We start from the raw sequence: 21,176 nt of genomic DNA, 5'->3' as shown, positions 1-21,176 counted from the left end.
GATTACACCTGGTCGACGCGTTCCAGCAGCTCGGTCAGGTCGTCCTTGAGGGCTTCGAGTCGCTCCAGGGGCCATCCGAGCCGGTCCGCGACCGCCAGCGGGACGGATCGAGCTCGGTCGCGGAGTGCTCGCCCGGCCGTGGTCAGCGAGACCTCGAGCTGTCGTTCGTCGGCGGCGCTGCGGGTCCGGCGGACGTAGCCCGAGGCCTCGAGGCGCTTGAGCAGTGGGCTCAGGGTCGCCGAGTCGAGTCGGAGCTCACCGGCGATCTCGCGCACCGACCGGGGGTCCTGCTCCCAGAGCGCGAGCATCACGAGGTACTGCGGGTGCGTCAGCCCCATCGGTTCGAGCAGGTCGCGGTAGAGCCCGATGACGCTCCGGCTCGTGGCCGCGAGGGCGAAGCAGAGCTGCCGGTCGAGGGCGAGCGGGTCCGGTGCGGCGGTCATGCGCCCACGATACCGTTCGCGCACGAAGTGTTCCCGGGTTCCTGTGGGTGGCGCGGGTCGGTGTGCGTGGGTCGGTGCGACAAGTTCGACGTCGTGCGACATCGACCTTGTCGCACTGGCGCGGCCGCAACAGTTGCAGGCGCGGGCTTGCGACGTCCTCGACGTCGTACGACATCGAGGATGTCGCTCCGGGTCGCGGGTCGGCGTCGGCCGCGCGCGGTGGGCGCACGCACGGGAGGCCCGGTGCCAGTCTCGTGGACCGGCCCCGGGCCTCCAGGCTGGGGACGTCGACTACGCGCGGTGCGCGGGCGGGTGCCCCGAGTCGTGCGCGCCTGCGTCCGGCGCCACGGGGAGCGCGTGCGACCCCGTGCGGGTGTCCTCGTGCCCGGGCTGACCGGAGGTCGGGTGCGACCGCTCGAGCTTGGCGCCCTCGACGTCGACGTCCGGCACGATCCGGTCGAGCCACTTCGGGAACCACCACGCGCTCTGGCCGAGCAGGTGCATCGCGGCCGGGATCAGCAGCATGCGGACGACGAACGCGTCGATGAGCACACCGAACGCCAGCCCGAAGCCGATCGGCTTGATGGTGGAGGAGTCCGAGAAGATGAAGCCCGCGAACACCGAGATCATGATGATCGCCGCTGCCGTGACCACCGCGCGACCGGCGTGCAGCCCGCGCTGGACCGCGACCTTCGCCGAGGCGCCGTGCGCGTAGGCCTCACGCATGCCGGACACCAGGAACAGCTGGTAGTCCATCGCCAGGCCGAACAGGATGCCGATCTCGATGATGGGCAGGAAGCTCAGGATCGGCGCCGGGTCGTGCACGCCGAACACGGAGCCGAGCCAGCCCCACTGGTAGATCGCGGTCAGCCCACCGAAGGACGCCATCACCGACAGGATGAAGCCCGCCGTCGCCGTGATCGGCACCAGGAAGGACCGGAACACGATGATCAGGATGATGAGCGACAGGCCGACGACCACCACGAGGTAGAGCGGCAGCACGTTCGACAGCTTCTCGGAGACGTCGATGTTGGCGGACGCGTTGCCGGCGACGCCGAGTGTGACCTTGCCGTCGTCGGTCGTGACCGTCTGCTCGCGCAGGTCCTTCACGAGGTTCTCGGTGGAGACGCTGTCCGGACCGCCGCCGGGCTTCACCTGGAACGCGATGATGTCGCGGGCCGACGAGGTACCGATCGGCAGCACGGCCTTGACGTCGTCGTTCTTCGCCAGGGCCTCGCCGATGGTGACCTCGGTCGCGGTGACGTCGGACTTGCTGATCGACTCCGGCAGCGTCGCGACGACGAGCAGCGGGCCGTTCTGGCCGGCGCCGAACTCCTTCTCGAGCGTCTTGTAGGCCTTGTACTGGCTCGAGTCCACCGCCTCGGACGAACCGCTCGGCAGGCCGAGGCGCATCTGCGTCGCGGGGAGCGCGATGACACCGAGCACGGCGACACCGGCGACGAGCGTGACGATCGCGCGCCAGGTCTTCATCGGCTTGTTCGGCACCCGGGTCGAGCCGGTGTTGCCGATCGTCGTGCGCTCCTTCTTCCGCAGGATCCGCATGCCGATGACGGACAGCAGTGCCGGCGTGAACGAGGTGGCGATGAGGATCGCGAAGAGCACCGCGACCGCACCGACGGTGCCCATGAGCCCGAGGAACGGGATGCCGGTGATGTTCAGCGCGAGCAGCGCGACGATGACGGTCGCACCCGCGAAGACCACGGCGTTGCCGGAGGTACCGTTCGCCAGCCCGATCGACTCGTGCACCTGCATGCCCTGCTTCAGCTGCGTGCGGTGCCGGTTCAGGATGAACAGCGAGTAATCGATGCCGACCGCCAGGCCCAGCATCACCCCCAGCACGGGCGTGACCGAGATGAACTCGACCAGGCCGGAGAACGACAGCGAGGCGAGCGAGGCCACGCCCACGCCGAGCACGGCGCTGACGAGCGGGATCGCGGCGCCGATGATCGTCCGGAGCATCAGGAAGAGCACGAGCGCTGCGATGATCACGCCGACGATCTCACCCGGGCCGAGGATCGACGGCACGCCCTGCGCGATGTCGTTCGACACGTAGACGTTCACGCCGCTGATGTCGGCCGAGTCAGCGTCGTCCGCGATGGTGGTCTTCGTGTCGGCGGGGACCTCGTAGGTCGACTTCGTGAACTGGACGGTGCCGATGGCGGCGCTGCCGTTCGACGACACGAAGCGGACGTCCTTCGACAGGTCGAGGAGCTTCGAGCCCTGCTCCAGCTCCTCGGCGCTGTCGTCGAGCTTCTTCGAGTTCGTGTCGATCGTCTTCTGCGCGTCGGCGATCTGCTGCTCGCCGGCGTCGAGCTGGGCCTGCTGCGCTTTGATCTGCGCCTGGGCCTGCTGGAGCTGCGCCGCTGCGGCCTGTGCCTGCGCTGCGGGGAGCGCTGCGCCGGCGGCCTCGGCCTGGGCCTTCTTCGCGTCGAGCTGGTCCTGCGCGTCCTCGATCTGCTGCTTGCCGGAGGTCAGCTGCGCCTTCTGGGCGTCGAGCTGGTCCTGGCCGGTCTCGAGCTTCGCGCGGCCGTCGCTGATCTCCTTGCGACCGTCGACGATCTTCTGGCGCTGCTCGTCGAGCTGGTCCTGGGTGTCGAAGCCGCTCGTCGTGCCCTTGACGCCGTCGAGCTTCTCGAGGCTGGTCAGGAAGTCGCCGATCTCGGACTGCTGCGAGGACGAGAACGCCTTGCCGTCCTTCGTCTCGAAGACGATGGTGCCGTTGCCGCCGTTCGCGGACGGGAACTTGTCGGCGAGCTCGTCCTGCACCTGACTGGTCTTGGTGTTCGGGATGGAGATCGCGGACGAGATCGTCCCGGCGAACAGGGTGTAGGTGACGCCGGCGACGGCCATGATCACCACCCAGGTGATGATCACGAGCCAGTGGCGTCGTGCGGAGAACCGTCCGAGACGGTAGAGGAGACCGGCCATGCGGTTGCCCCGTTCCTTTCGTTGCAGGTGCTGTGTGGTGCGGGGTGCGCCGGTGGACCCCTGGGGAGGGAAGTGTCAGTCGGTGGGCATGTAGCCGCTGCGGACGCTGTGCACGAGTCGTGCGAGCAGGGCGTCCCAGGCCGCGACGGAGCGGTCGTCGATCGCGGGGCCGTCGGTGGTCAGCCAGTGTTCCGCGATCACGACGATGCCGCTCATCAGCGACTCGACGAGCAGGGCGGCGTCGAGGGGGTCGGCGGCCGGGTAGCGGCGTGCGACCTCGTCGCGGAGTCGCTCGGTGACCCGTGAGAACGCCGTCTGCGTGAGGACCGCTGCCTTCGGGTCGTCCTTGCCAGGGTCGCCGAGGATCCGGTACATGCTCGAGATCGCCGACGCCAGGTCGGCACCGCGTGCTGCTGACTCGAGCTCGTCGAACATCGAGGCGCGGCTACCGTCGCCGACCGGGGTGCGTGCCATGTCGGCGAGGAACCGGTCGATGATCACGGACAGTTCCTGCTCGCACACGGCCAGCAGGACCTCGTCGAGCGAGGCGAAGTGGTTGAAGACCGTGCGCCGGGCGATGTCGGCCCGAGCTGCCAGGTCGTCGACGCTGAACTCGCGGCCGCCGCGTTCGTCGATCAGGTCACGAGCGGCCTGCAGGATCGCCGCACGGTGCTTCGCCTTGAGGGCGGCGCGGCGGTCGGTCGTGAGGGTCACGAACGAGAACACTAGGTGCATCGATGCACTCGGTGCAACGACTACGAGTGCATCCTCAGGTTCGTACCCCGCAGTGGAAACACGGTTCTGAACAGATGTGCCCGTGGTTGACTGGGCCCAGCACTGCCGCCAGCACGACCGCCGTACGAAGGAGTACTCGATGCCCGTCCGCCTGTCCCCGGAGACCCTCGCCGAGATCGCCGCGAGCGGCGTCGCCGTCCCGACCTACGACCGCGACGGGATCACCGCCGGCATCGTGCACTTCGGCGTCGGCGGCTTCCACCGCGCGCACCAGGCGATGGTGATCGACCGGCTCCTGCAGCGGGGTGAGGCCCGCGAGTACGGCATCTGCGGCGTCGGCGTCCTCGAGCAGGACCGCCGGATGGCCACCGCGATGGCCGAGCAGGGCGGGCTCTACACGCTCGTCCTCAAGCACCCGGACGGCACCCGTGAGTCCCGGGTCGTCGGCAGCATCGTCGACTACCTGCTCGCGGTCGACGACCCCGACGCCGTCGTCGAGAAGATGGCGCATCCCGACACCAAGATCGTCAGCCTGACCATCACCGAGGGCGGCTACAACTTCGACCACGTCACCGGCGAGTTCGTCGCCGACGAGCCCGGCGTCGCGGCCGACCTGCGCGGCGACGGACCGCCCCGCACCGTGTTCGGCCTCGTCGTCGAAGCCCTCCGTCGTCGTCGCGACCGCGGCCAGCAGCCCTTCACCGTGATGTCGTGCGACAACATCCAGGGCAACGGCCACGTCGCCCGCGAGATGTTCACCGCCTACGCCCGCCTGCAGGACCCGGCGTTCGCCGACTGGTTGGACGAGCACGTGTCGTTCCCGAACTCGATGGTCGACCGCATCACCCCGGTCACCGCCGACGAGGACCGCGCCTGGGTCCGCGACGAGCTCGGCATCGAGGACGCCTGGCCCGTCGTCGCCGAACCGTTCTTCCAGTGGGTCCTCGAGGACGACCACCCCGCCGGGCGCCCGCCGTACCAGGACGCCGACGTGCAGCTCGTCGAGGACGTCGAGCCGTACGAGCTGATGAAGCTCCGGCTGCTCAACGCCTCGCACCAGGGCCTGTGCTACTTCGGGTACCTGTCCGGGTACCGCTACGCGCACGAGGCCACGCAGGACCCGACGATCGCCGCGTTCCTGCGCCGCTACATGGACGAAGAGGGCTCGCCGACCCTGCACCCCGTGCCCGGCATCGACCTCGAGGACTACAAGTCCACCCTCATCGAGCGCTTCCAGAACCCCGAGGTCCGCGACACCCTGGCCCGGCTGTGCGCCGAGTCGAGCGACCGGATCCCGAAGTGGCTGCTGCCCGTGGTCCGCGACAACCTCGCCGCCGGCCGGCCCGTCACGCTGTCCGCTGGCATCGTCGCGTCGTGGGCGCGGTACGACGAGGGCACGGACGAGTCCGGTGAGCCGATCGAGATCGTCGACCGCCTGGCCGAGTCGCTGCACCGCATCGCCCTGACCCAGCGCGACGACCGGCTCGCCTTCATCGCGAACCGGCAGGTCTTCGGCGACCTGATCGACGACGAACGGTTCGTCGCCGCGTACCGCGACGCCCTCGACGGGCTCATCGCCGACGGCGCCCACGCCACGGTCGAACGCTTGTCGCGTTCCTGACGCGAGTCGTGCCCTGCGCGTGAGCCGATGGCGGCCGGGAGGCGCGTGGCCGTGTCCGCCACGGGCCTCCCGTCCGCTGCCCGGTAGCGTCGAGACCATGGCGACGATCGCGCTCATCAGTGGCGCTCCCGGGAGCGGCAAGACGACGCTCGCGTCGGCGCTCGCCGCCGAACTCGGCTGGCCGCGCGTCGACCGCGACCAGCTGTACGCCGGGTTGATGGCCGGCGCCGACCTCGGTCGCGACGATGTCGTGCCGCACGGCGTCCGGTTGTTCTGGACCGTGACGGCGCACCTCGCGGTAGCCGGGTGCAGCGTCATCGCCGACGCGACGCTGTACCGCGGTCAGTCCGAGGCTGACGTGCGCTCTGCCCTGGTGTCGGCCGGGGACGTGCGGAACGTGCACTGCCGATCCGCGCTGGCGTTCGACCGGTTCGTCGCCCGCGGTCACCAGCAGGAGCTGAACGACCGGGTGGCGCGCAACGCGCCGGTCGTCACCGAGCCGCTCGACCTCGGGGTCCCACGCCTCGACGTCGACACGACCGACGGCTACGACCCAGCGCTCCTGCGGGTCGTCGACTGGCTGCGTGCTCCGTCGTGAACCGGACCGACCGCCTGTACGCGCTCGTCGAGGAGCTCCGCGCCGCTGCGCCCGCGCTGCGGAGCGCGCGCCGACTCGCCGAGCTGTTCGGGGTCAGTGTGCGCACGGTCGAGCGGGACCTGCTGTCCCTGCAGCGAGCCGGGGTGCCGATCTGGGCCGAGCCGGGGCGGACCGGCGGGTACACGATCGACGCCCGTGCGACGCTCCCGCCGCTCGGACTGACCGTCGACGAAGCGCTCGCGGTGGCGATCGGCCTCGGCACGCTCGGCTCCAGCCCGTTCCGTGACGCGGCTCGCAGCGCTGCCCGCAAGGTCACCGCGGTGCTCGCCGAGGACGACGCCCGACGGGCAGCGCGACTCGCGAGCCGCGTGCACCTGCTGGAGTCGGGGGAGCGCACGCCTGCTCCCACGGCGCTCGCCGGTGCGCTGACGGGCGGGCGCGTCGTCCGGATGCGGTACCGCGACGCAGCGGGCGCGGAGACCGATCGCGTCGTCGAACCGCTCGGGTACATCGGGAAGGGCGAGGACTGGTACCTGGTCGCGTGGTGCCGGTTGCGCGATGGCGTCCGTGCCTTCCGTGGAGACCGGGTGCTGGCGGTCGAGGAGACCGACGAACAGGCACCGCCCCGAGTGGTCCGACTCGACGAACTCGACATCCCGCACGGTGTCCTGCGCCCCGTGCTCGGAGACCTGCTCGGGGACTGAGGTGCCCGATCCGTCTCCCGGTTCGCCGTAACACCGACAGGACGGTGTCGCGGTGGTCGCGCATGCTCGACGAGTCCGGTCACGGTGGCCGGCCAGGAGGGCATCCCATGCAGTTCGCATCGATCCGGATCATCACCGACGACCTCGACGGGATGGTGCGGTTCTACGAACGCGTCACCGGGACCGAGGCGCGGCTGCCCGCACCCGTCTTCGCCGAGATCGTGACCGGCGGCGCCGTGCTCGCCCTCGCGACCCCGGCGACCGTGGCGATGCTCGGACCGGTCGCGCCGGAGCCCCGCACGAACGGCGGCGTGTTCCTCGAGTTCGTGATGGACGACGTCGACGCCGTGTTCGCGGGGTTGCGTGGTGACCTCGACGACGTGGTGCTGCCGCCGACGACGATGCCCTGGGGAAACCGATCGGCGCTGTTCCGTGACCCCGACGGCAACCTCGTGAACCTCTTCAGCCGCCCCGCTTGACCGTGTATTCTGTCAGTCACTGACAGAAACGAGTGCGCATGCAGCTCCACGTCGAAACGCACGGGCATGGCCCGGTCCGGGTCGGACTCGTGCACGGGATCCTCGGCTCGACCCTGGTCTGGCGTGACCTCGTGTCCCACGCCGATCCGGAGCGGTACACGTTCCTCGTGCCGGACCTGCGGGGTCACGGCGGGAGCGACCGTGCCGCGTTGTACACACTCGCCGCGTTCGCCGACGACCTCGCCGAGACGCTGCCGCAGGGCCTCGACGCCGTCGTCGGACACTCGCTCGGCGGACGAGTGCTGTTCGACGCCGTCGACCGGTTGCGCCCGGCCCGCGCGGTGTACCTCGACCCCGGCTTCCACCTGCGGGCGCCGGGGCGGAGCGTGCTCGGGCGGGCGTTCTGGGCGCTGCCCGGGCTGCAGCCGCTGCTCGTGAGGGCCTACGACCGCACCGATCCGCGCTGGGGCCCGGAGAACGTCGCGCTGGCAGAGGAGAGCCACCGGCACTGGGACCGCACGATGCTGCGGGACGTCCTGCGTGAGGTCGCGACCACCCCGGTGGCGCCGACCGCTCCGCTCGTGCCGTCGACGCTCGTGCTCACCGACGACGGACGGCACGTGGTACCGGCGGCCGAGGTGCCCCTGTACGAGCGCCTCGGGTGGGACGTCGAACGGGTCTCGGGGGTGCACCACGACCTCGCGATGGAGGACGCAGCCCGCACGATGCGCTTGCTCGACGACGTGCTCGGCGGGGCGCACGCATGAGCGTCACCACGGTGTTCGGCGGGGTTTCCAACGTCCTCGTCTCCGACGGCACGACCTCGCTGCTCGTCGACGGCTTCTTCAGCCGCCCCGCGTTCCTGCGGCTGATGCTCGGCCGGCTCCGCCCCGAGGTCACCCGGATCGAGGACGCGCTCGCCCGGTTCGACGTCGACCGCCTCGATGCCGTGCTCGTCTCGCACTCGCACGCCGACCACGCCCTCGACGCCCCGGTGGTCGCCGACCGGACCGGCGCGGAACTCGGCGGCTCGGCGTCCACCCGGATGATCGCCACCGGCTACGGGCTCGACCGTGTGCCCTTCCGAGAGCTCCACGACCGTCAATCGTTCTCGGTGGGAGCCTTCACGGTCACCCCGCTGCACGCACTGCACAGCGACGGCGACGCGGTCCCCGGGGACATCACCGAGCCGGTCAGCCTGCCGGCACGGATGCGCGACTTCCGCACCGGTGGGTGCTTCTCGTTCCTGTTCGAGCACGCGGACGGATCGGTGCTGGTCCACCCGACGGCGAACTTCATCCCCGGATCGTTCGCGGGCCTGCAGGTGGACACGCTCTACCTGGGTGCCGGCGGCGCCGGTGCGAAGCCGACGGCCTGGATCGAGCAGTACTGGCACGAGACCGTCGGCACCCTGCGGCCGAGCGTCGTCCGACCGGTGCACTGGGACGCGTTCTGGCGTCCGCTGACCCGTCCGCTCGCACCCTTGCCGAAGAAGCTCGACCGGCTCGACGTCACGATGCGGGAGTTCACGCGGTTGGCGGACGCCGACGGTGTCGCCCTCCGGCTGCCGGCGCTCTGGCAGCGCGAGCAGGTGTCCGCGCGGTCGGCGTCGTGACCGGGGTCCGGGCGCAGAACCGTCGAGCGACGGAACGGTCCATCGAGGAAGCCGCGGTCGGGCTGGTCGGTGCCCGCGGGTTCGACGCCGTCACGGGGGTCGAGATCGCCGCCGCGGCCGGCACCACCGAGCGCACGTTCTTCCGGTACTGCGCCTCGAAGGTCGATGCGTTCCTGTTCGTCTCCCGCGACGTCCACGATGCCGTTTCCGCTGCGGTGACCGGTCCGGTGGCCTTCGTCGCGTTGGCCGACGTGATCGCCGGCGTCCTCGGGACGTTCGAACGCGATCGCCCCGACGACCTCGACCGCCTGGTCCGGGTGCGCGCGCTGCTCGTCGCCGATCCGGCGCTGCTGTCCGCGGTCCTCGAGCGGGACGCCGCGCAGACGCTGGCGCTGCACCGTGCCTGGGGCGGCGCCGACCGGTTCGCGGTGCCGCTGGCCCTGCTCGCGCTGCGCGCCGCGTTCGACGAGTGGGCGGAACGTCCAGCAGGGGAGTCGCTCAGCGCGGCGTTCCGCCGGACCTGCGCCGCGCTGCGGACGGCCACCGGCAGCTGAGCGCGCGCGTCGCGCCCTGGACGCACCAACCTGGCGGGCGGGAGGCCCGTGGCGGGCGGCACCCGGGCCTCCCGTCCGCTCTGCGTCGCGACGCAGGACGCGCTGCGCGGAGGGAGCACGTTCGTCTGGTGCGATAACGGTTCTGGTTCACGAAGTCCGCAGATCACGAACCAGGACCGTCAGCCGTCAGGAAGCACGTCGTCGTCCCACGGCACCGGTGTCGTCTCGCCCGTCTCCCAGTCGTGGCGCAGGATCCCGTAGCCGACCGAGGCGACCGCCCGGCCGCCCGCGATCGGCCACCGCGCAGCGTCGGGACGCCGAGCCCGCGGCCGCGGAACGCACCCGCGATGCGCAGGTCGAACAGCGGGACCGGGTCCTCCAGGTCCTCGAACCGGACGACCCCGATGCGACCGTGCTCCGTGTGGTCGACCCAGTACGTGTCGAGCCGGGTCAGCCGGACGGAGCGCTCGGTCATGCCGTCACGCTAGCGGGCGTGCAGCGTCGTGGCCCAGCGGCCGATCGCGTCGTACGCCTGCTCCCGCACGTCGGGTGCGGAGAGCACCACGTCGTGCACGGCTCCCGGCAGTCGACGGACCGTCACCTCGTTTCCGAGTGACAGGGCGCGATGGGCCACCGTGTCGACGTTCAGCGCGACGTCGGCGTGCGCCATGCCCGGGTCCCACCGGGGCTGCAACATGCTCTTTTCGCTGAGCATGACGAGCACGGGGACCCGGATGCCGAGCCCGCGCTCCACCGTCTCCTGCCCGTCGAAGATCGCGGCGAGCCACCCCGGGTGCAACGGGAACCCCCGGTCCGGCCGCCACTGCTGGTCGTACGTCCACGATCCCTCGCCCGCGGCCGACACGGTGCGCGTGTAGAAGCCGGGGTCGACGGCCGGCATCGGAGCGAGGGGATTCCGCCTGGCACCGAGCTTGATGACCGGCGCGACCAGTGCTCGGCCGACGGCGGTCGCCTGGAACTCGAGCCACGGACTGTTCAGCACCACCCCGTCGACGAGCTCGGGGTGCCGCGCAGCCCACAGCGACAGCGTCAGCCCGCCGGTGGAGTGCCCCATCACGACCAGTCGGCGCCTGCCGGGGCCGGGGTGCTCGGCGGAGACCGCGTCGAGTGCTGCTGCGATGTCCTCGTCGTAGACAGCCAGGTCGTCCACGTCACCAGGGGTCTGGTGCGGGCGGAGGCTCCGGCCGTACTTCCGCAGGTCCAGCGCATGGAAGCGGGCGCCGAGCCGTTCGACCCGTTCCGCCAACTCAACCTGGAAGAAGTAGTCCGACCACCCGTGCACGTACAGCACGTCGACGCCGTGCAGCGGCCCGCGGCCGTGCAGGAGCAGGTCCGTCGGGGTGTGCCGGCGTCGCACGAGCGTGGCGACGACGGCTCCCTCGGAGTCGGTGCCGAGCGGCAGTTCGAGTCGCTCGAAGGGCGCCCCGAGGACGTCTTCGTGCCACCCCTGCTCGGCCATGCGCCCACCGTATCCGCCGCCGCTGCGGGTGGTACCGGGGTACCACGGCCGCCCGACGGAGATCGGCTGCGACGGCGATGCGGTGGGCACGGCGGTCTCCGTACCGTTGCCGCATGATCGAGATCCAGAACCTCTCCAAGCGCTACGGCGAGAAGGTCGCCGTCGACGACGTGTCCTTCACGGTGCGCCCCGGCGTCGTCACCGGCTTCCTCGGTCCGAACGGCGCGGGCAAGTCCACCACGATGCGCGCCGTCGTCGGACTGGACCGGCCGACCTCGGGCACCGCCCACGTCGACGGTCGTCCCTACCGCGAACTCCGCGATCCGCTCCGCCGCGTGGGCGCCCTGCTCGAGGCGAAGGCGGTCCACAAGGGACGCAGCGCCTACGACCACCTGTCGGCGCTCGCCGCGACGCACCGGATCCCGACGGCCCGCGTGCACGAGGTCATCGGCATGACCGGGCTCGAGAACGTCGCGAAGAAGCGTGTCGGCGGGTTCTCGCTCGGCATGGGGCAGCGGCTCGGCATCGCCGCGGCGCTGCTCGGTGACCCGCAGACGCTCATCCTCGACGAGCCGGTCAACGGCCTCGACCCCGAGGGCGTCGTGTGGGTGCGCCGACTCGCCCGCAGCCTGGCCGCCGAGGGGCGTGCGGTCTTCATCTCGAGCCACCTGATGAGCGAGATGGCGCTGACCGCCGACCGCATCGTGGTGATGGGTCGGGGCCGGGTGCTGGCGGACATGGACATCGCGGACCTGGTCGCCGGTGCCACCGAGCGCTCGGTCACCGCGCGGACGCCGGAACCGGAGCGACTCCTCGCCACGATCTCCGGGCCCGACGTCACGATCGGCTACGAGGGCGACGGGTCGCTGCAGGTCCGTGGTCTCGGCGCCGAGCAGATCGGCGAGGCAGCGGGTGCCGCGGGCATCGTCCTGCACCAGCTGGCCACCACCGAGGCGAGCCTGGAACAGGCCTACCTCGAACTCACGCACGACCAGGTCGAGTACCGATCGGAGGTGGCCCGATGAGCGCGGTCACGAGCAACACCGTGCCTCGGCACGAAGCGTCGGGCAGCCGGTCGTCCGGCATCCACTTCTCCGGTGTCCTGCGCTCGGAGTGGATCAAGCTCCGCTCGCTGCGGTCGACGGCGTGGACCTTCCTGCTGCTGCTCGTCCTGCCGATCGGCATCGGCGTGCTCCTGGCAGCCTTCGCGGACACCGGCGGGCAGGGGCTCACCGGCGACGCGGCGCGGAACGCCCTGGTGCAGTACAGCACGAGCGGCACGATGCTCTCCGTCCTGATCGTCGCGGTGATCGGTGCCCTCGTCGTCACGGGCGAGTACGGCACCGGCATGATCCGCTCGTCGTTCGCTGCGGTCCCGCGACGGTCGGTCGCCCTGGCGGCGAAGGCGATCGTCCTCGCCGTGGCCGTCTTCGTCACGAGCGCCGTGAGCGTGTGGGCCACCGCCTTCATCACCCTGCCGATCGCCGCGGGTCGTGACGTCGAGGCGTCGTTGGACGCGAGCGTCGCGATGCCGTTGCTCGGAGCCTCGGTGTACCTGACGCTCATCGCACTGCTGGCCTTCGCGGTCGGTGTGGTCCTGCGTTCCACAGCCGGTGCGATCGCCGGGGTCCTCGGCCTGATGCTGGTCGCACCGGTCGTGGTGCAGCTCGTGCAGACGTTCACCGGGGCGGACTGGCTCGGCACGCTCACGAACCTGCTGCCGCAGAACGCGGGGCAGCCGCTCATGCAGTTCGGCACCGAGGTCACGTCGGGATGGCACGACGGCGTCCTAGCCTTGGGGGGATGGAGCGGATTCGCGGTACTGCTGGCCTGGGTGGTCGTCGCCTCGGTGACGGCGCTCGGCCTGGTCGAGAAGCGGGACGCGTGACCCCTGCCGCCCTCGCCCCCGGTGCCGTCGTCGACGGCACCGGGGGCATCGCCCTGCCCGACGCGCCCGGCCGGCTCCGGCGGTTCTGGGCGCGACACCCGGTCGTCACCGACGTGCTGCTCATGCTGCTGTGGGGCGGGCCCGAGGTCATCGCGGCGTTCGGCAACGTGTTCCAGGCCGACCGGAGCACGGGTGCGCGGATCGTCGTGATCGTGCTCGTGGGGGTCGCCGTCGCGGGGATCCCGCTCCGACGAACGTACCCGGCGGCGACGGCGGTGTTGGGCCTCGCCTCGGTGGTCGCGATGGCGTGGACGGAGGCGGGGTACTCGCCCGTCCTCGTGGCCGCGTACGCCGCAGCCGTGTGGTGGTCTCGCGCGGCCGGCTGGTGGACCGCCGCGGTCGCGACCGTCCTGGCCGTCGGGGCGACGGCGGTGCGCGTGTGGGTGGTCGCCCCCGGTTCCGGGGGGCTGGCCGACGTGCTGTCCCCGCAGCCGGCGGCGTTCCTGCTCGCCGCGGTCCTGATCGGGATCAACGTCGCGAACCGCCGCCGCTACACGCAGGCCCTGATCGACCGGGCGCACCAACTCGCCCGGGAGCGCGACCAGCAGGCGCAGCTCGCCACCGCCGCGGAACGCGCCCGGATCGCGCGGGAGATGCACGACATCGTCTCCCACTCGCTCACGGTGATGGTGCGGTTGGCCGAGGGCGCGGCGGCCGGGTCGGCAGCGGGGTCGGCAGCTGCGTCGTCCGCCGGGGCCGAGTCGGCAGCGACGGCGGCCATGCGCGGTGTCGCCGACGTCGGCCGCGGCGCGATGGGCGACATGCGCCGCATGCTCGGCGTGCTCGGTGGCGCCGACGAACCCGCGCTCGCGCCGCAGCCGAGCCTCCACGACGTCCCGCAGCTCGTCGACCGCTTCCGCGCCCTGGGCACACCCGTCTCGCTGGAACTGGTCGGCGTCGTCCCCGACGACGACGCGCTGCAGCTCGCCGTGTACCGGGTCATCCAGGAAGGCCTGACGAACGCCGCACGCCATGCGCGCCAGGCACGGTCGGTCGACGTGCGCGTGGCCGCGTCCGACATCGACGTGACGGTGGTCGTCACCGACGACGGGCGGACGGGAGGCCCGGTGCGGCCGGACGGGTCGGCTGACGTCGGTCCCGGGTCGGGTCGAGGGCTCATCGGGATCGACGAGCGCATCCGTGCGTTGGGTGGGCAGGTGAGCGCGGGCCCCCGCGCCGACACCGACGGTTGGCAGATCCGGGCGACGATCCCGGTCAGGACGGAGGACCGGTGATCCGCGTGGCGATCGTCGACGACCAGCAGCTCATCCGGACCGGGTTCCGGCTGCTGCTCGAGGCGCAGCCCGACATCGAGGTCGTCGGTGAAGCCGGCGACGGCGGTGCCGGGGTGCGGCTCGTCCGTGCCCTGCGTCCGGACGTCGTGCTGATGGACGTGCGGATGCCCCACGTCGACGGCGTCACCGCGACGGCCGCGATCGTCGAGCAGGTCCCGGAGACCCGGGTGCTCGTGCTGACGACCTTCGACCTGGACGAGTACGCATTCGGTGGCCTGCGTGCCGGGGCGAGCGGGTTCCTGCTCAAGGACGTCAGCGCAGCCCAGCTCCTCGACGCCATCCGGTCGGTGGCTGCAGGCGACGCTGCGGTCTCACCGCGGGTGACCCAGCGCATGCTCGAGTTGTTCGGTTCCGTGCTCCCCGACGACCGGCCGGCGGGCCCGGACCCGCTGGAGCCCCTGACCCCGCGGGAGCGCGACGTGCTGCTCGCGATGGCTCGCGGGCTGTCGAACCCCGAGATCGCCGCACACCTGGTGACCAGCGAGTCCACGGTCAAGACCCACGTGGGGCGGGTGCTCGGCAAGCTCGGGCTGCGCGACCGGGTGCACGCGGTCATCTTCGCCTATGAGCACGGTCTCGTCCCGCGGTCCTGACCGGGCGCCGATCGCGCGGCGCGGGCGTGCTCAGCTGCGGGGTGCGCGCGAGAAGAACAGTGTGATCGCGCCGAGGGCGATGGACGCCACGATGAGCACCCAGGCCAGCACGGGGATCAGCCCGTCCCACGGGGTGAACAGGAGCACGATGCCGATCACCAGCACGACGGCGGCGGCGATCAGCACGAGGCGGTGCGGTCTTGCCGGGTGGGTTCTGGTCACAGGTGCACCGTACGCGACGGGACTGCGGACGGGCGCAGTCGCGCGCCGCTAGCCTGGCCGCAGTGACACGTTCTCCCGCTCTGTGACGCAGAGCCCATCCAGCGACACCGGTTCGCTCCTCGGACGAGGGGCGGTGATCTCGTGCGCCCGGAACGGGGACTCCCGACGGAGTTCCCCAGCACCCCGGCGCCCTGTCGAGACCACTCCAGAGAGACCGTTCGTCCATGTCATCTTCTTCTTCTACCGTCGACCGCTCGGTCCTCCGCGCTTCGTGCGGTGACTGCTTCGCGCTCTGCTGCACCGCCTTCGGGTTCCAGCGGTCCAGCGACTTCCCGATCGACAAGCCTGCCGGCACCCCGTGCCGGAACCTGGCCGACGACTTCTCCTGCACGATCCACCAGGCGCTCCGTCCGCGGGGCTTCACCGGGTGCACCACGTTCGACTGCTTCGGGGCCGGCCAGTACGTCTCGCAGGTCCTGTTCGACGGCACGAGCTGGATCGACGAACCCGAATCGAAGCCCGAGATGTTCCGGGCCTTCGCCGTCGCCCGGCAGCTCCACGAGATGCTCTGGTACCTGGCCGAGGCGGTGTCCCGCTCGACCGCTCTGGGGTCTGCGGAAGCACCGACCGTGCTCCGGGTCCGCATCCAGCAGATCCTCGACGGCGAGCTGGCCGGCGTCCTCGCGGTGGACGTCGAGTCACTCCGGTCCGAGGTCCGTTCCGTCCTGATCGACGTCAGCACCGAGACCCGAGGTGGGTACCCCGCCGCCGGCGACGTGGTCGGTGACCTGCATCCGTCGGCGGACCTGGCCGGCCGCGACCTCCGTGCCCGTTCCCTGGCCGGGGCCGACCTGCGCGGTGCGGTCCTGATCGCCGCGGACCTGCGGGGCTGCGACCTGTCGGGCGTGGACCTGCTCGGGGCGGACCTGCGCGATGCCCGGCTCGGGGGAGCGGACCTGTCGAACGCGCTGTTCTTGACTCAACCCCAGGTGAACGCTGCGCAGGGCGACGCGTCCACGGTGCTGCCCGACGACCTCGACCGCCCGTCGCACTGGTCGCTCCGTTGATCCGGGTCAGGGCAGGACGATGACCTTGCCGGCGATCCGACCGGCCGCGCCCTCGGCGTGCAGCGCGGGCAGCTCGGCGAGCGGGATGCGCCGCGAGACCTCGACCGCCAGGGCCCCGGCGTCCACCAGCGCGACGAGTTCCGTCAGGCGTTCGCGGTTCGGCAGGACGAACACGGTCGCTGCACGAACGCCTCGGGACTCGTCACCCGGCGTGGCCATGAACGCCGTCGTGCTCACGACGACTCCGCCGTCACGGACCGCTGCGACGTCCGCCGCGAACTGCTCGGGCTCGATCGGCGCCAGGTTGAGCAGCACGTCGACCTGGCCGTCGAGTGCGCCGAGCACGTCGGTGTCGGTGTGGTCGATGACCTGGTCGGCTCCGGCGGCGCGCACGGCGTCGGCGCTGCGGGGGCTGGCCGTCGCGATGACGTGTGCCCCGGCGCGCTTCGCGAGCTGGACGGCGTACTTGCCGACGACCCCGCCGGCGCCGACGATGAGCAGGCGCTGCCCGGCGGTGAGCCGACCGTCGTCGAACAAGGCCTGCCAGGCCGTCAGCGCGACGGACGGCAGTGCGGCGGCATCGGCCAGCGGGATGGTGCTGGGGGCTGCGACCACGGCCTCCGCCGGTGCGATGACGAACTCAGCCGCGCCGCCGTCGCGCTCCATCGGGAGGAACGCGATCACGGCGTCGCCCACGGTCACGCCGATCACGCCGTCGCCGATCGCGTCGACGGTGCCGGAGACGTCGTAGCCGGGGACGTGCGGCAGCTCGATCGGGATCGGGAGGAAGCCGGCTCGCATGCCGTTGTCGGCCGCGTTGTAGGCGGAGGCCGCGACTCGCAGTCGCACCTGCCCTGCGCCTGGGATCGGCTGCTCGATCTCGCCGTACTGGAGGACCTCGGGTCCGCCGACTTCGTGGAACTGCACTGCCTGCATGGTCGCGCCTCTCGTAAGTGCTTCGAATTCGAAGCGAGTACGATGACCGTAACACTGCTTCGAACTCGAAGCAATGGGTAAGATCGATGCATGACGGAAACCCCGACGGAACTGACCCCGACGCAGCTCGGCGCCTACTTCGCCTTCACCGAGGTGGGGGCACTGCTCCGTCCGGCCGTCGAGAAGCAGCTGCGCGACGTCGGCGGGTTGAGCTACGTGCAGTTCCAGCTCCTGGCGCGCTTGGGGGATGCTCCGGAGGGGCACCTGCGCATGACGGACCTGGCCGACGGTGTCGTCTACAGCCGCAGTGGTCTGACCTACCAGGCGCAACTGCTCGAGCAGCGCGGCCTGGTCACCAGGTCACCGTCGCCCGATGACGAACGCAGCACCGTCGTCGCCGTCACCGACGCGGGGCGCGAGGTCCTTTCCGACGTGTTCCCGGGGCACATCGGCACCGTGCACGGGCTCCTGTTCGCACCGATCTCCGACGACGACGCGAGCGACCTCGCCCGGATCCTCGGACGCATCAGCGAGCACCTCCGCGCGAACCCGGCACGGTCGGCATCTCGGCGTTCCGCGAAGGCGGTGACCGCATGAGCCTCGAACGGCGCCCCGCAGGGTGGATCATCGTCGGTTCGGTCGTCGTCGGGCTGGCGTTGACCGTCTACGCGACCTCGTACTGGCTGTTCCCGACGTCGTTCCAACTCCAGGAGCGGTTGCCCGACGGATCGATCAACCCGCGCACGTGGGCCGACCTGCTCGTCTCGTACATCCTGGCGCTCGGGTGCTTCGTGGTTGCCGGATGGGTGGGCGTCCAGCGGCTCCGGGCCGGCCGCCGCTGAGGCGTCAGCTGCGCGTGCGTGACCGTCGTCGCGACACGGTGTCGACGACGAGCGTGGCGACCCCGAGCGCGATACCGATCAGACCGAGCAGGTAGCCGAACAGCATCAGGATGCCGCCGCCGATGTTCGCACCGCCCCCGGTGTCGTTCGCGAGCGACCACCCACCGATCCCGACCGACAGGAAGGCGCCCAACAGGAACACCGTGCACATCACGTGCAGGACCCTCGTGCTCTGGGAGGTCATGGCGACTCGCTTCCGTGCGTGGACCGGTACCGGATGGTAGCGCGACCTGCGAGGGTGGAGCGATGACCCTCGAGATGCTCTGGGAACGAGCCGATCCATCCCAGGTGCTGCGCGACCGCTTCGGTTTCACGGACGCTGCCGCTGCCGAGGACTGGGTCGTTCGGACACTCGAGCGGTGGTGGGGCGTGCGCGTCGATGCCTGCGAGCGCATCGTGATGAGCGACCACAACGCGCTCGCCTGGATCTCGACCGCTGGCGGCCGGATGCTCCTGAAGTGGTCGATCGCGCCGGAGGGCTTCGAGCGTCTGGCGTTCGCAGCGGACCTGACGGCGTGGCTCGGGGAGCGCGGCCTGCCCGTCTCGGCCCCGGTGCCGACACTCGACGGCCGGGTGCAGCTCGAGCACGACGGGGTCTCGATGGGGCTCCAGCACGTCATCGACGGAACACTGCTGGACGTCCGTGACGTGGCACAGGTCCACGCCGCCGGGGCGACGCTCGCCCGCATCCACGACGCCCTGCGCGACAGCCCCGATCGGGCGCGGGCAGTCGGTGTGCGCCCGCCGCCGACCCCGCTCCGGCAGCAGATCGCAGGCTGGCTCGACGGCACACCGGCGCACGTGCCGGACCGTGCCCGGGTGGCACTGCGACGGCTGCTTGCAGCCGCGCCGTCCGACGAGCTGCCGGTCCAGATCGTGCACGGGGACTACCGGGCGGCGAACGTCCTGTGCGCGGACCCGGACGTCGTCGCCGTCATCGACTTCGAGGACCTGCGGCTCGACCACCGCATCGTCGAACTCGCGCGGTCGGCCGTCCTGCTCGGGACGCTCTTCCATGACTGGGGGCCAGTCCCCGCAGCCGTCCACCGGCAGCTGCTCGACGGCTACCGCTCGGTGAGCGCGCTCACTACGGACGAACTCGCGTGGTGGGGCGTCCTGGTGCTCTGGTACACGATGCTGTTCGTCCCGCCGGGGGATGACCCCACCGGGTGGGGCGCTGCCGCCGGGGCGCTCGCCGGCTAACGTCCGGCGCGCTTCGCCGCCCTGGCGACGGCCACGAGCGCAGCGATCCCGACGGCGACCCCTGCGACGCCGACGACCATGCCGCCCATGTACATGAACCCGGCGGCGAAGTTCACGCCGGTGCCGTCAGGGGTGAGGATCGTCCAGACGGAACCACCGGCGGTGAGCAGGAAGCCCAGCTCGAGGAAGACAATCGCGAGGGTGACGATCGAGCGGATGTCGTGCATGGTCCGAACCTACCGAACCCGCACCGGTGGCAGAGTGGCGTGATGGGGAGTATCAGGAACGTCGCGGTCGGGCTGCCGACGAAGGACAGCCACGTGCTGCTCTCCGAATCGTTCGACCAGACGCGCGGCCTGCGCTTCCACCGCGCCGTCGGCGGCGGCATCGAGTTCGGCGAGACCGCCGTGCAGGCGCTCCGTCGGGAGTTCCGCGAAGAGCTCGACGTCGCCCTCGACGAGGTCCGGCTGCTCGGTGTCCTCGAGAACCTGTTCGAGTACGAGGGGCAGCCCGGACACGAGTACGTCCACGTCTTCGCCGTCCGGTCGGCCGATCTGGACGAAGTGCCGCTCGACGCCGAACTCGTGGTGCTGGACGAGGGCAGCCCGGTGCGCTGGGTGTCCGTCGAGACAGACGCGCCGGTGTTCCCTGCCGGCGTGCTCGATCTGCTCGCGGACACTGACCGGATGGACTGCTCGACCAGCTGATGTCACGAGCCCGTCGGCCTCTCACCTGCCGGCGGCGAACAGCTCATCGCCGCAGCACACGGCGGTCAGGGTGGTGAGTGCAAGTGTGGCCGGGACTGCGTTCACCAACGATCGTCTCTGACCAGTTGTGCCGGCTCGGACGGCGCATGGCGCCGCCGTGCACCAGGCCTCGCCCGGAAGCCGCCTCGGTCGGTGTCGGACGATGGTGTTGCGGGCGCTGATCAGCTGGCGCCTCATCGACTCGACCCCTGACGAGTGAAGATCACGCGGTCCTAACTGCGATCTGAGCAACCGTTGAGGCCGGGGTGGAACTACCGGGTTTGAACAGGCCTTCTCGGCGCAGATCATTGCGCTCGGCGCTTTCGTGACTGCAGCCGGCCATGCACTCTGGGATACAATTGGCTTCCCGACTTGCTTCGACCTCATTCGCGGTGACTTCCAATCAATCCAAATCGATGACAACGGAAAGAACAGAACATGGAAAGTGAACCCAAGGTACTGAGTGGCATTTCTGCGCATGCCTGGTCGCGTGCAATTTATGCAATCTTCGGGGTTGCGCTGTTTCTCGTCGTCGTTGGCGCTGTCGCAATCGGTGTCCATGCCGTGAGTAAGAATCGTGGTATCGGCGATGTTGCTCTCGTCGTCGGCGAGACGTGCGCATGGGGAGTTTTCTTCAGCGTCCTGGCCGTGCTGGCACTGATCATCGCGATGAATCTTCGCGTGCGACGTGAGCGCAAGTACGGGTACGCGACCATTCAGACCGAGAGCGACGTGCCATTTCTCGAACAGCGCTGATCGCTCCTCCTCTTCTTTCCGCGAGAGATGCCCAGTCATGTGAACGAATCCGGCCTCAGTTCTGCTCGCTCACGACAGACACTGCGTCTTGTTCGCCTACGGCTGCGAGACGTCTCGTCGTTAGCGCGGCTGCGGCGTTCCGCCCGGCGGAATCTGGGGGTGCGGCGGTTCTCACAACCGTGACTCGCAAGCGTCTTCGGTGAAGGTGTCCTTCACAGTGGCTTGCGAGACAAGCGCGGCGACGCAGTCCGGAGCTGGCTCGCCTGAGCTTCCGGCAGTCGGACACGGCTCGGCGCGAGGACTACCTGGTTGCCGCGGGCGTGCGCCGCG

26 protein-coding genes are annotated in these 21,176 nt (G+C 70.6%); 17 read left to right on the top strand and 9 right to left on the bottom strand.

What is annotated here, in order from left to right:
* Positions 1-2: 2 nt before the first annotated feature.
* The 3 genes from ITJ59_RS08040 to ITJ59_RS08030 form a co-directional block, all read right to left on the bottom strand.
* Positions 3-443, bottom strand: coding sequence for a MarR family winged helix-turn-helix transcriptional regulator (locus tag ITJ59_RS08040; protein WP_194650588.1), 441 nt, complete (start codon positions 441-443; stop codon positions 3-5).
* A 291-nt stretch (positions 444-734) separates the two neighbouring features.
* Entirely contained in the window at positions 735-3,392 is a 2,658-nt protein-coding gene (locus ITJ59_RS08035) for an MMPL family transporter (protein WP_194650587.1), read from the bottom strand.
* Positions 3,393-3,467: 75 nt separating this feature from the next.
* The gene (locus ITJ59_RS08030; protein ID WP_194650586.1) at positions 3,468-4,106 is read right to left on the bottom strand and encodes a TetR/AcrR family transcriptional regulator; all 639 of its coding nucleotides are present in this window, start codon (positions 4,104-4,106) and stop codon (positions 3,468-3,470) included.
* Positions 4,107-4,266: 160 nt separating this feature from the next.
* On the opposite strand from ITJ59_RS08030, the gene ITJ59_RS08025 reads away from it, so the two are divergent.
* The 7 genes from ITJ59_RS08025 (at position 4,267) to ITJ59_RS07995 (ending at position 9,698) form a co-directional block, all read left to right on the top strand.
* A complete protein-coding gene (locus ITJ59_RS08025; RefSeq protein WP_194650585.1) occupies positions 4,267-5,748 on the top strand; it encodes a mannitol dehydrogenase family protein in 1,482 nt (493 codons plus the stop codon).
* Positions 5,749-5,845: 97 nt separating this feature from the next.
* Positions 5,846-6,346, top strand: a complete 501-nt coding sequence (locus tag ITJ59_RS08020) for an AAA family ATPase (protein ID WP_194650584.1) — start codon at positions 5,846-5,848, stop codon at positions 6,344-6,346.
* On the top strand, positions 6,343-7,050 hold the full coding sequence (locus ITJ59_RS08015; RefSeq protein ID WP_194650583.1) for a helix-turn-helix transcriptional regulator: 708 nt from the start codon (positions 6,343-6,345) through the stop codon (positions 7,048-7,050). The genes ITJ59_RS08020 and ITJ59_RS08015 overlap by 4 nt, the downstream gene beginning before the upstream one ends.
* Before the next feature lie 107 nt (positions 7,051-7,157).
* A complete protein-coding gene (locus ITJ59_RS08010) occupies positions 7,158-7,529 on the top strand; it encodes a VOC family protein (RefSeq protein ID WP_194650582.1) in 372 nt (123 codons plus the stop codon).
* Between the two features lie 38 nt (positions 7,530-7,567).
* On the top strand, positions 7,568-8,296 hold the full coding sequence (locus tag ITJ59_RS08005; RefSeq protein WP_194650581.1) for an alpha/beta fold hydrolase: 729 nt from the start codon (positions 7,568-7,570) through the stop codon (positions 8,294-8,296).
* Positions 8,293-9,144, top strand: a complete 852-nt coding sequence (locus ITJ59_RS08000; RefSeq protein WP_194650580.1) for an MBL fold metallo-hydrolase — start codon at positions 8,293-8,295, stop codon at positions 9,142-9,144. The genes ITJ59_RS08005 and ITJ59_RS08000 overlap by 4 nt, the downstream gene beginning before the upstream one ends.
* The gene (locus ITJ59_RS07995; protein ID WP_194650579.1) at positions 9,141-9,698 is read left to right on the top strand and encodes a TetR family transcriptional regulator; all 558 of its coding nucleotides are present in this window, start codon (positions 9,141-9,143) and stop codon (positions 9,696-9,698) included. Before ITJ59_RS08000 ends, ITJ59_RS07995 begins: the two co-directional genes overlap by 4 nt.
* 163 nt (positions 9,699-9,861) lie before the next feature.
* Here ITJ59_RS07995 and ITJ59_RS07990 read toward each other — a convergent pair whose 3' ends face one another.
* Both ITJ59_RS07990 and ITJ59_RS07985 read right to left on the bottom strand, forming a co-directional pair.
* Complete coding sequence (locus ITJ59_RS07990) at positions 9,862-10,173, bottom strand: hypothetical protein (RefSeq protein WP_194650578.1); 312 nt, start codon at positions 10,171-10,173, stop codon at positions 9,862-9,864.
* A gap of 9 nt (positions 10,174-10,182) precedes the next feature.
* Positions 10,183-11,178 (bottom strand): alpha/beta hydrolase, encoded by a 996-nt coding sequence (locus ITJ59_RS07985; RefSeq protein ID WP_194650577.1) that lies wholly within the window; start codon positions 11,176-11,178, stop codon positions 10,183-10,185.
* A 113-nt stretch (positions 11,179-11,291) separates the two neighbouring features.
* Between ITJ59_RS07985 and ITJ59_RS07980 the strand changes: the two genes are divergently transcribed.
* Genes ITJ59_RS07980 through ITJ59_RS07965 form a run of 4 tightly spaced genes read left to right on the top strand, consistent with a single transcriptional unit; the run spans position 11,292 to position 15,014 of the window.
* Positions 11,292-12,203 (top strand): ABC transporter ATP-binding protein, encoded by a 912-nt coding sequence (locus tag ITJ59_RS07980; protein WP_194650576.1) that lies wholly within the window; start codon positions 11,292-11,294, stop codon positions 12,201-12,203.
* On the top strand, positions 12,200-13,066 hold the full coding sequence (locus ITJ59_RS07975; protein WP_194650575.1) for an ABC transporter permease subunit: 867 nt from the start codon (positions 12,200-12,202) through the stop codon (positions 13,064-13,066). The genes ITJ59_RS07980 and ITJ59_RS07975 overlap by 4 nt, the downstream gene beginning before the upstream one ends.
* A complete protein-coding gene (locus tag ITJ59_RS07970) occupies positions 13,063-14,361 on the top strand; it encodes a sensor histidine kinase (protein WP_194650574.1) in 1,299 nt (432 codons plus the stop codon). Before ITJ59_RS07975 ends, ITJ59_RS07970 begins: the two co-directional genes overlap by 4 nt.
* A complete protein-coding gene (locus ITJ59_RS07965) occupies positions 14,358-15,014 on the top strand; it encodes a response regulator (RefSeq protein WP_194650573.1) in 657 nt (218 codons plus the stop codon). The genes ITJ59_RS07970 and ITJ59_RS07965 overlap by 4 nt, the downstream gene beginning before the upstream one ends.
* A 30-nt stretch (positions 15,015-15,044) precedes the next feature.
* Here the strand turns inward: ITJ59_RS07965 and ITJ59_RS07960 are convergent, their stop codons facing one another.
* Positions 15,045-15,236 (bottom strand): hypothetical protein, encoded by a 192-nt coding sequence (locus ITJ59_RS07960; protein ID WP_146249808.1) that lies wholly within the window; start codon positions 15,234-15,236, stop codon positions 15,045-15,047.
* A 224-nt stretch (positions 15,237-15,460) separates the two neighbouring features.
* Between ITJ59_RS07960 and ITJ59_RS07955 the strand changes: the two genes are divergently transcribed.
* Positions 15,461-16,303, top strand: a complete 843-nt coding sequence (locus ITJ59_RS07955; protein WP_194650572.1) for a pentapeptide repeat-containing protein — start codon at positions 15,461-15,463, stop codon at positions 16,301-16,303.
* 6 nt (positions 16,304-16,309) lie between these two features.
* Here the strand turns inward: ITJ59_RS07955 and ITJ59_RS07950 are convergent, their stop codons facing one another.
* Entirely contained in the window at positions 16,310-17,239 is a 930-nt protein-coding gene (locus ITJ59_RS07950; protein WP_194650571.1) for an NADP-dependent oxidoreductase, read from the bottom strand.
* 90 nt (positions 17,240-17,329) lie between these two features.
* Here ITJ59_RS07950 and ITJ59_RS07945 point away from each other — a divergent pair, with 90 nt between their 5' ends.
* Positions 17,330-17,836 (top strand): MarR family winged helix-turn-helix transcriptional regulator, encoded by a 507-nt coding sequence (locus ITJ59_RS07945; RefSeq protein WP_194650570.1) that lies wholly within the window; start codon positions 17,330-17,332, stop codon positions 17,834-17,836.
* Entirely contained in the window at positions 17,833-18,081 is a 249-nt protein-coding gene (locus ITJ59_RS07940; RefSeq protein ID WP_194650569.1) for a hypothetical protein, read from the top strand. Before ITJ59_RS07945 ends, ITJ59_RS07940 begins: the two co-directional genes overlap by 4 nt.
* A 4-nt stretch (positions 18,082-18,085) precedes the next feature.
* On the opposite strand, the gene ITJ59_RS07935 is transcribed toward ITJ59_RS07940, so the two are convergent.
* On the bottom strand, positions 18,086-18,325 hold the full coding sequence (locus ITJ59_RS07935) for a hypothetical protein (protein WP_123291904.1): 240 nt from the start codon (positions 18,323-18,325) through the stop codon (positions 18,086-18,088).
* A 62-nt stretch (positions 18,326-18,387) separates the two neighbouring features.
* Here ITJ59_RS07935 and ITJ59_RS07930 point away from each other — a divergent pair, with 62 nt between their 5' ends.
* A complete protein-coding gene (locus ITJ59_RS07930; RefSeq protein ID WP_194650568.1) occupies positions 18,388-19,344 on the top strand; it encodes a phosphotransferase in 957 nt (318 codons plus the stop codon).
* Here ITJ59_RS07930 and ITJ59_RS07925 read toward each other — a convergent pair.
* Positions 19,341-19,571 carry a hypothetical protein gene (locus tag ITJ59_RS07925; RefSeq protein WP_194650567.1) on the bottom strand — a complete coding sequence of 77 codons (231 nt, stop codon included), beginning with the start codon at positions 19,569-19,571 and terminating at the stop codon, positions 19,341-19,343. The two genes, ITJ59_RS07930 and ITJ59_RS07925, sit on opposite strands and share 4 nt — an antisense overlap.
* Positions 19,572-19,613: 42 nt before the next feature.
* Between ITJ59_RS07925 and ITJ59_RS07920 the strand changes: the two genes are divergently transcribed.
* Together ITJ59_RS07920 and ITJ59_RS07915 are read left to right on the top strand one after the other, a co-directional pair.
* Positions 19,614-20,051, top strand: coding sequence for an NUDIX hydrolase (locus ITJ59_RS07920; protein ID WP_194650566.1), 438 nt, complete (start codon positions 19,614-19,616; stop codon positions 20,049-20,051).
* Positions 20,052-20,528: 477 nt separating this feature from the next.
* Entirely contained in the window at positions 20,529-20,846 is a 318-nt protein-coding gene (locus ITJ59_RS07915) for a hypothetical protein (RefSeq protein ID WP_194650565.1), read from the top strand.
* The last annotated feature ends 330 nt before the right edge of the window (positions 20,847-21,176 follow it).

This window comes from Curtobacterium sp. VKM Ac-1393, from assembly GCF_015350995.1.
Classification (GTDB): domain Bacteria; phylum Actinomycetota; class Actinomycetes; order Actinomycetales; family Microbacteriaceae; genus Curtobacterium.
Note: the sequence above shows the minus strand (reverse complement) of the source record. Positions and strands in the feature narration are given on the sequence as shown.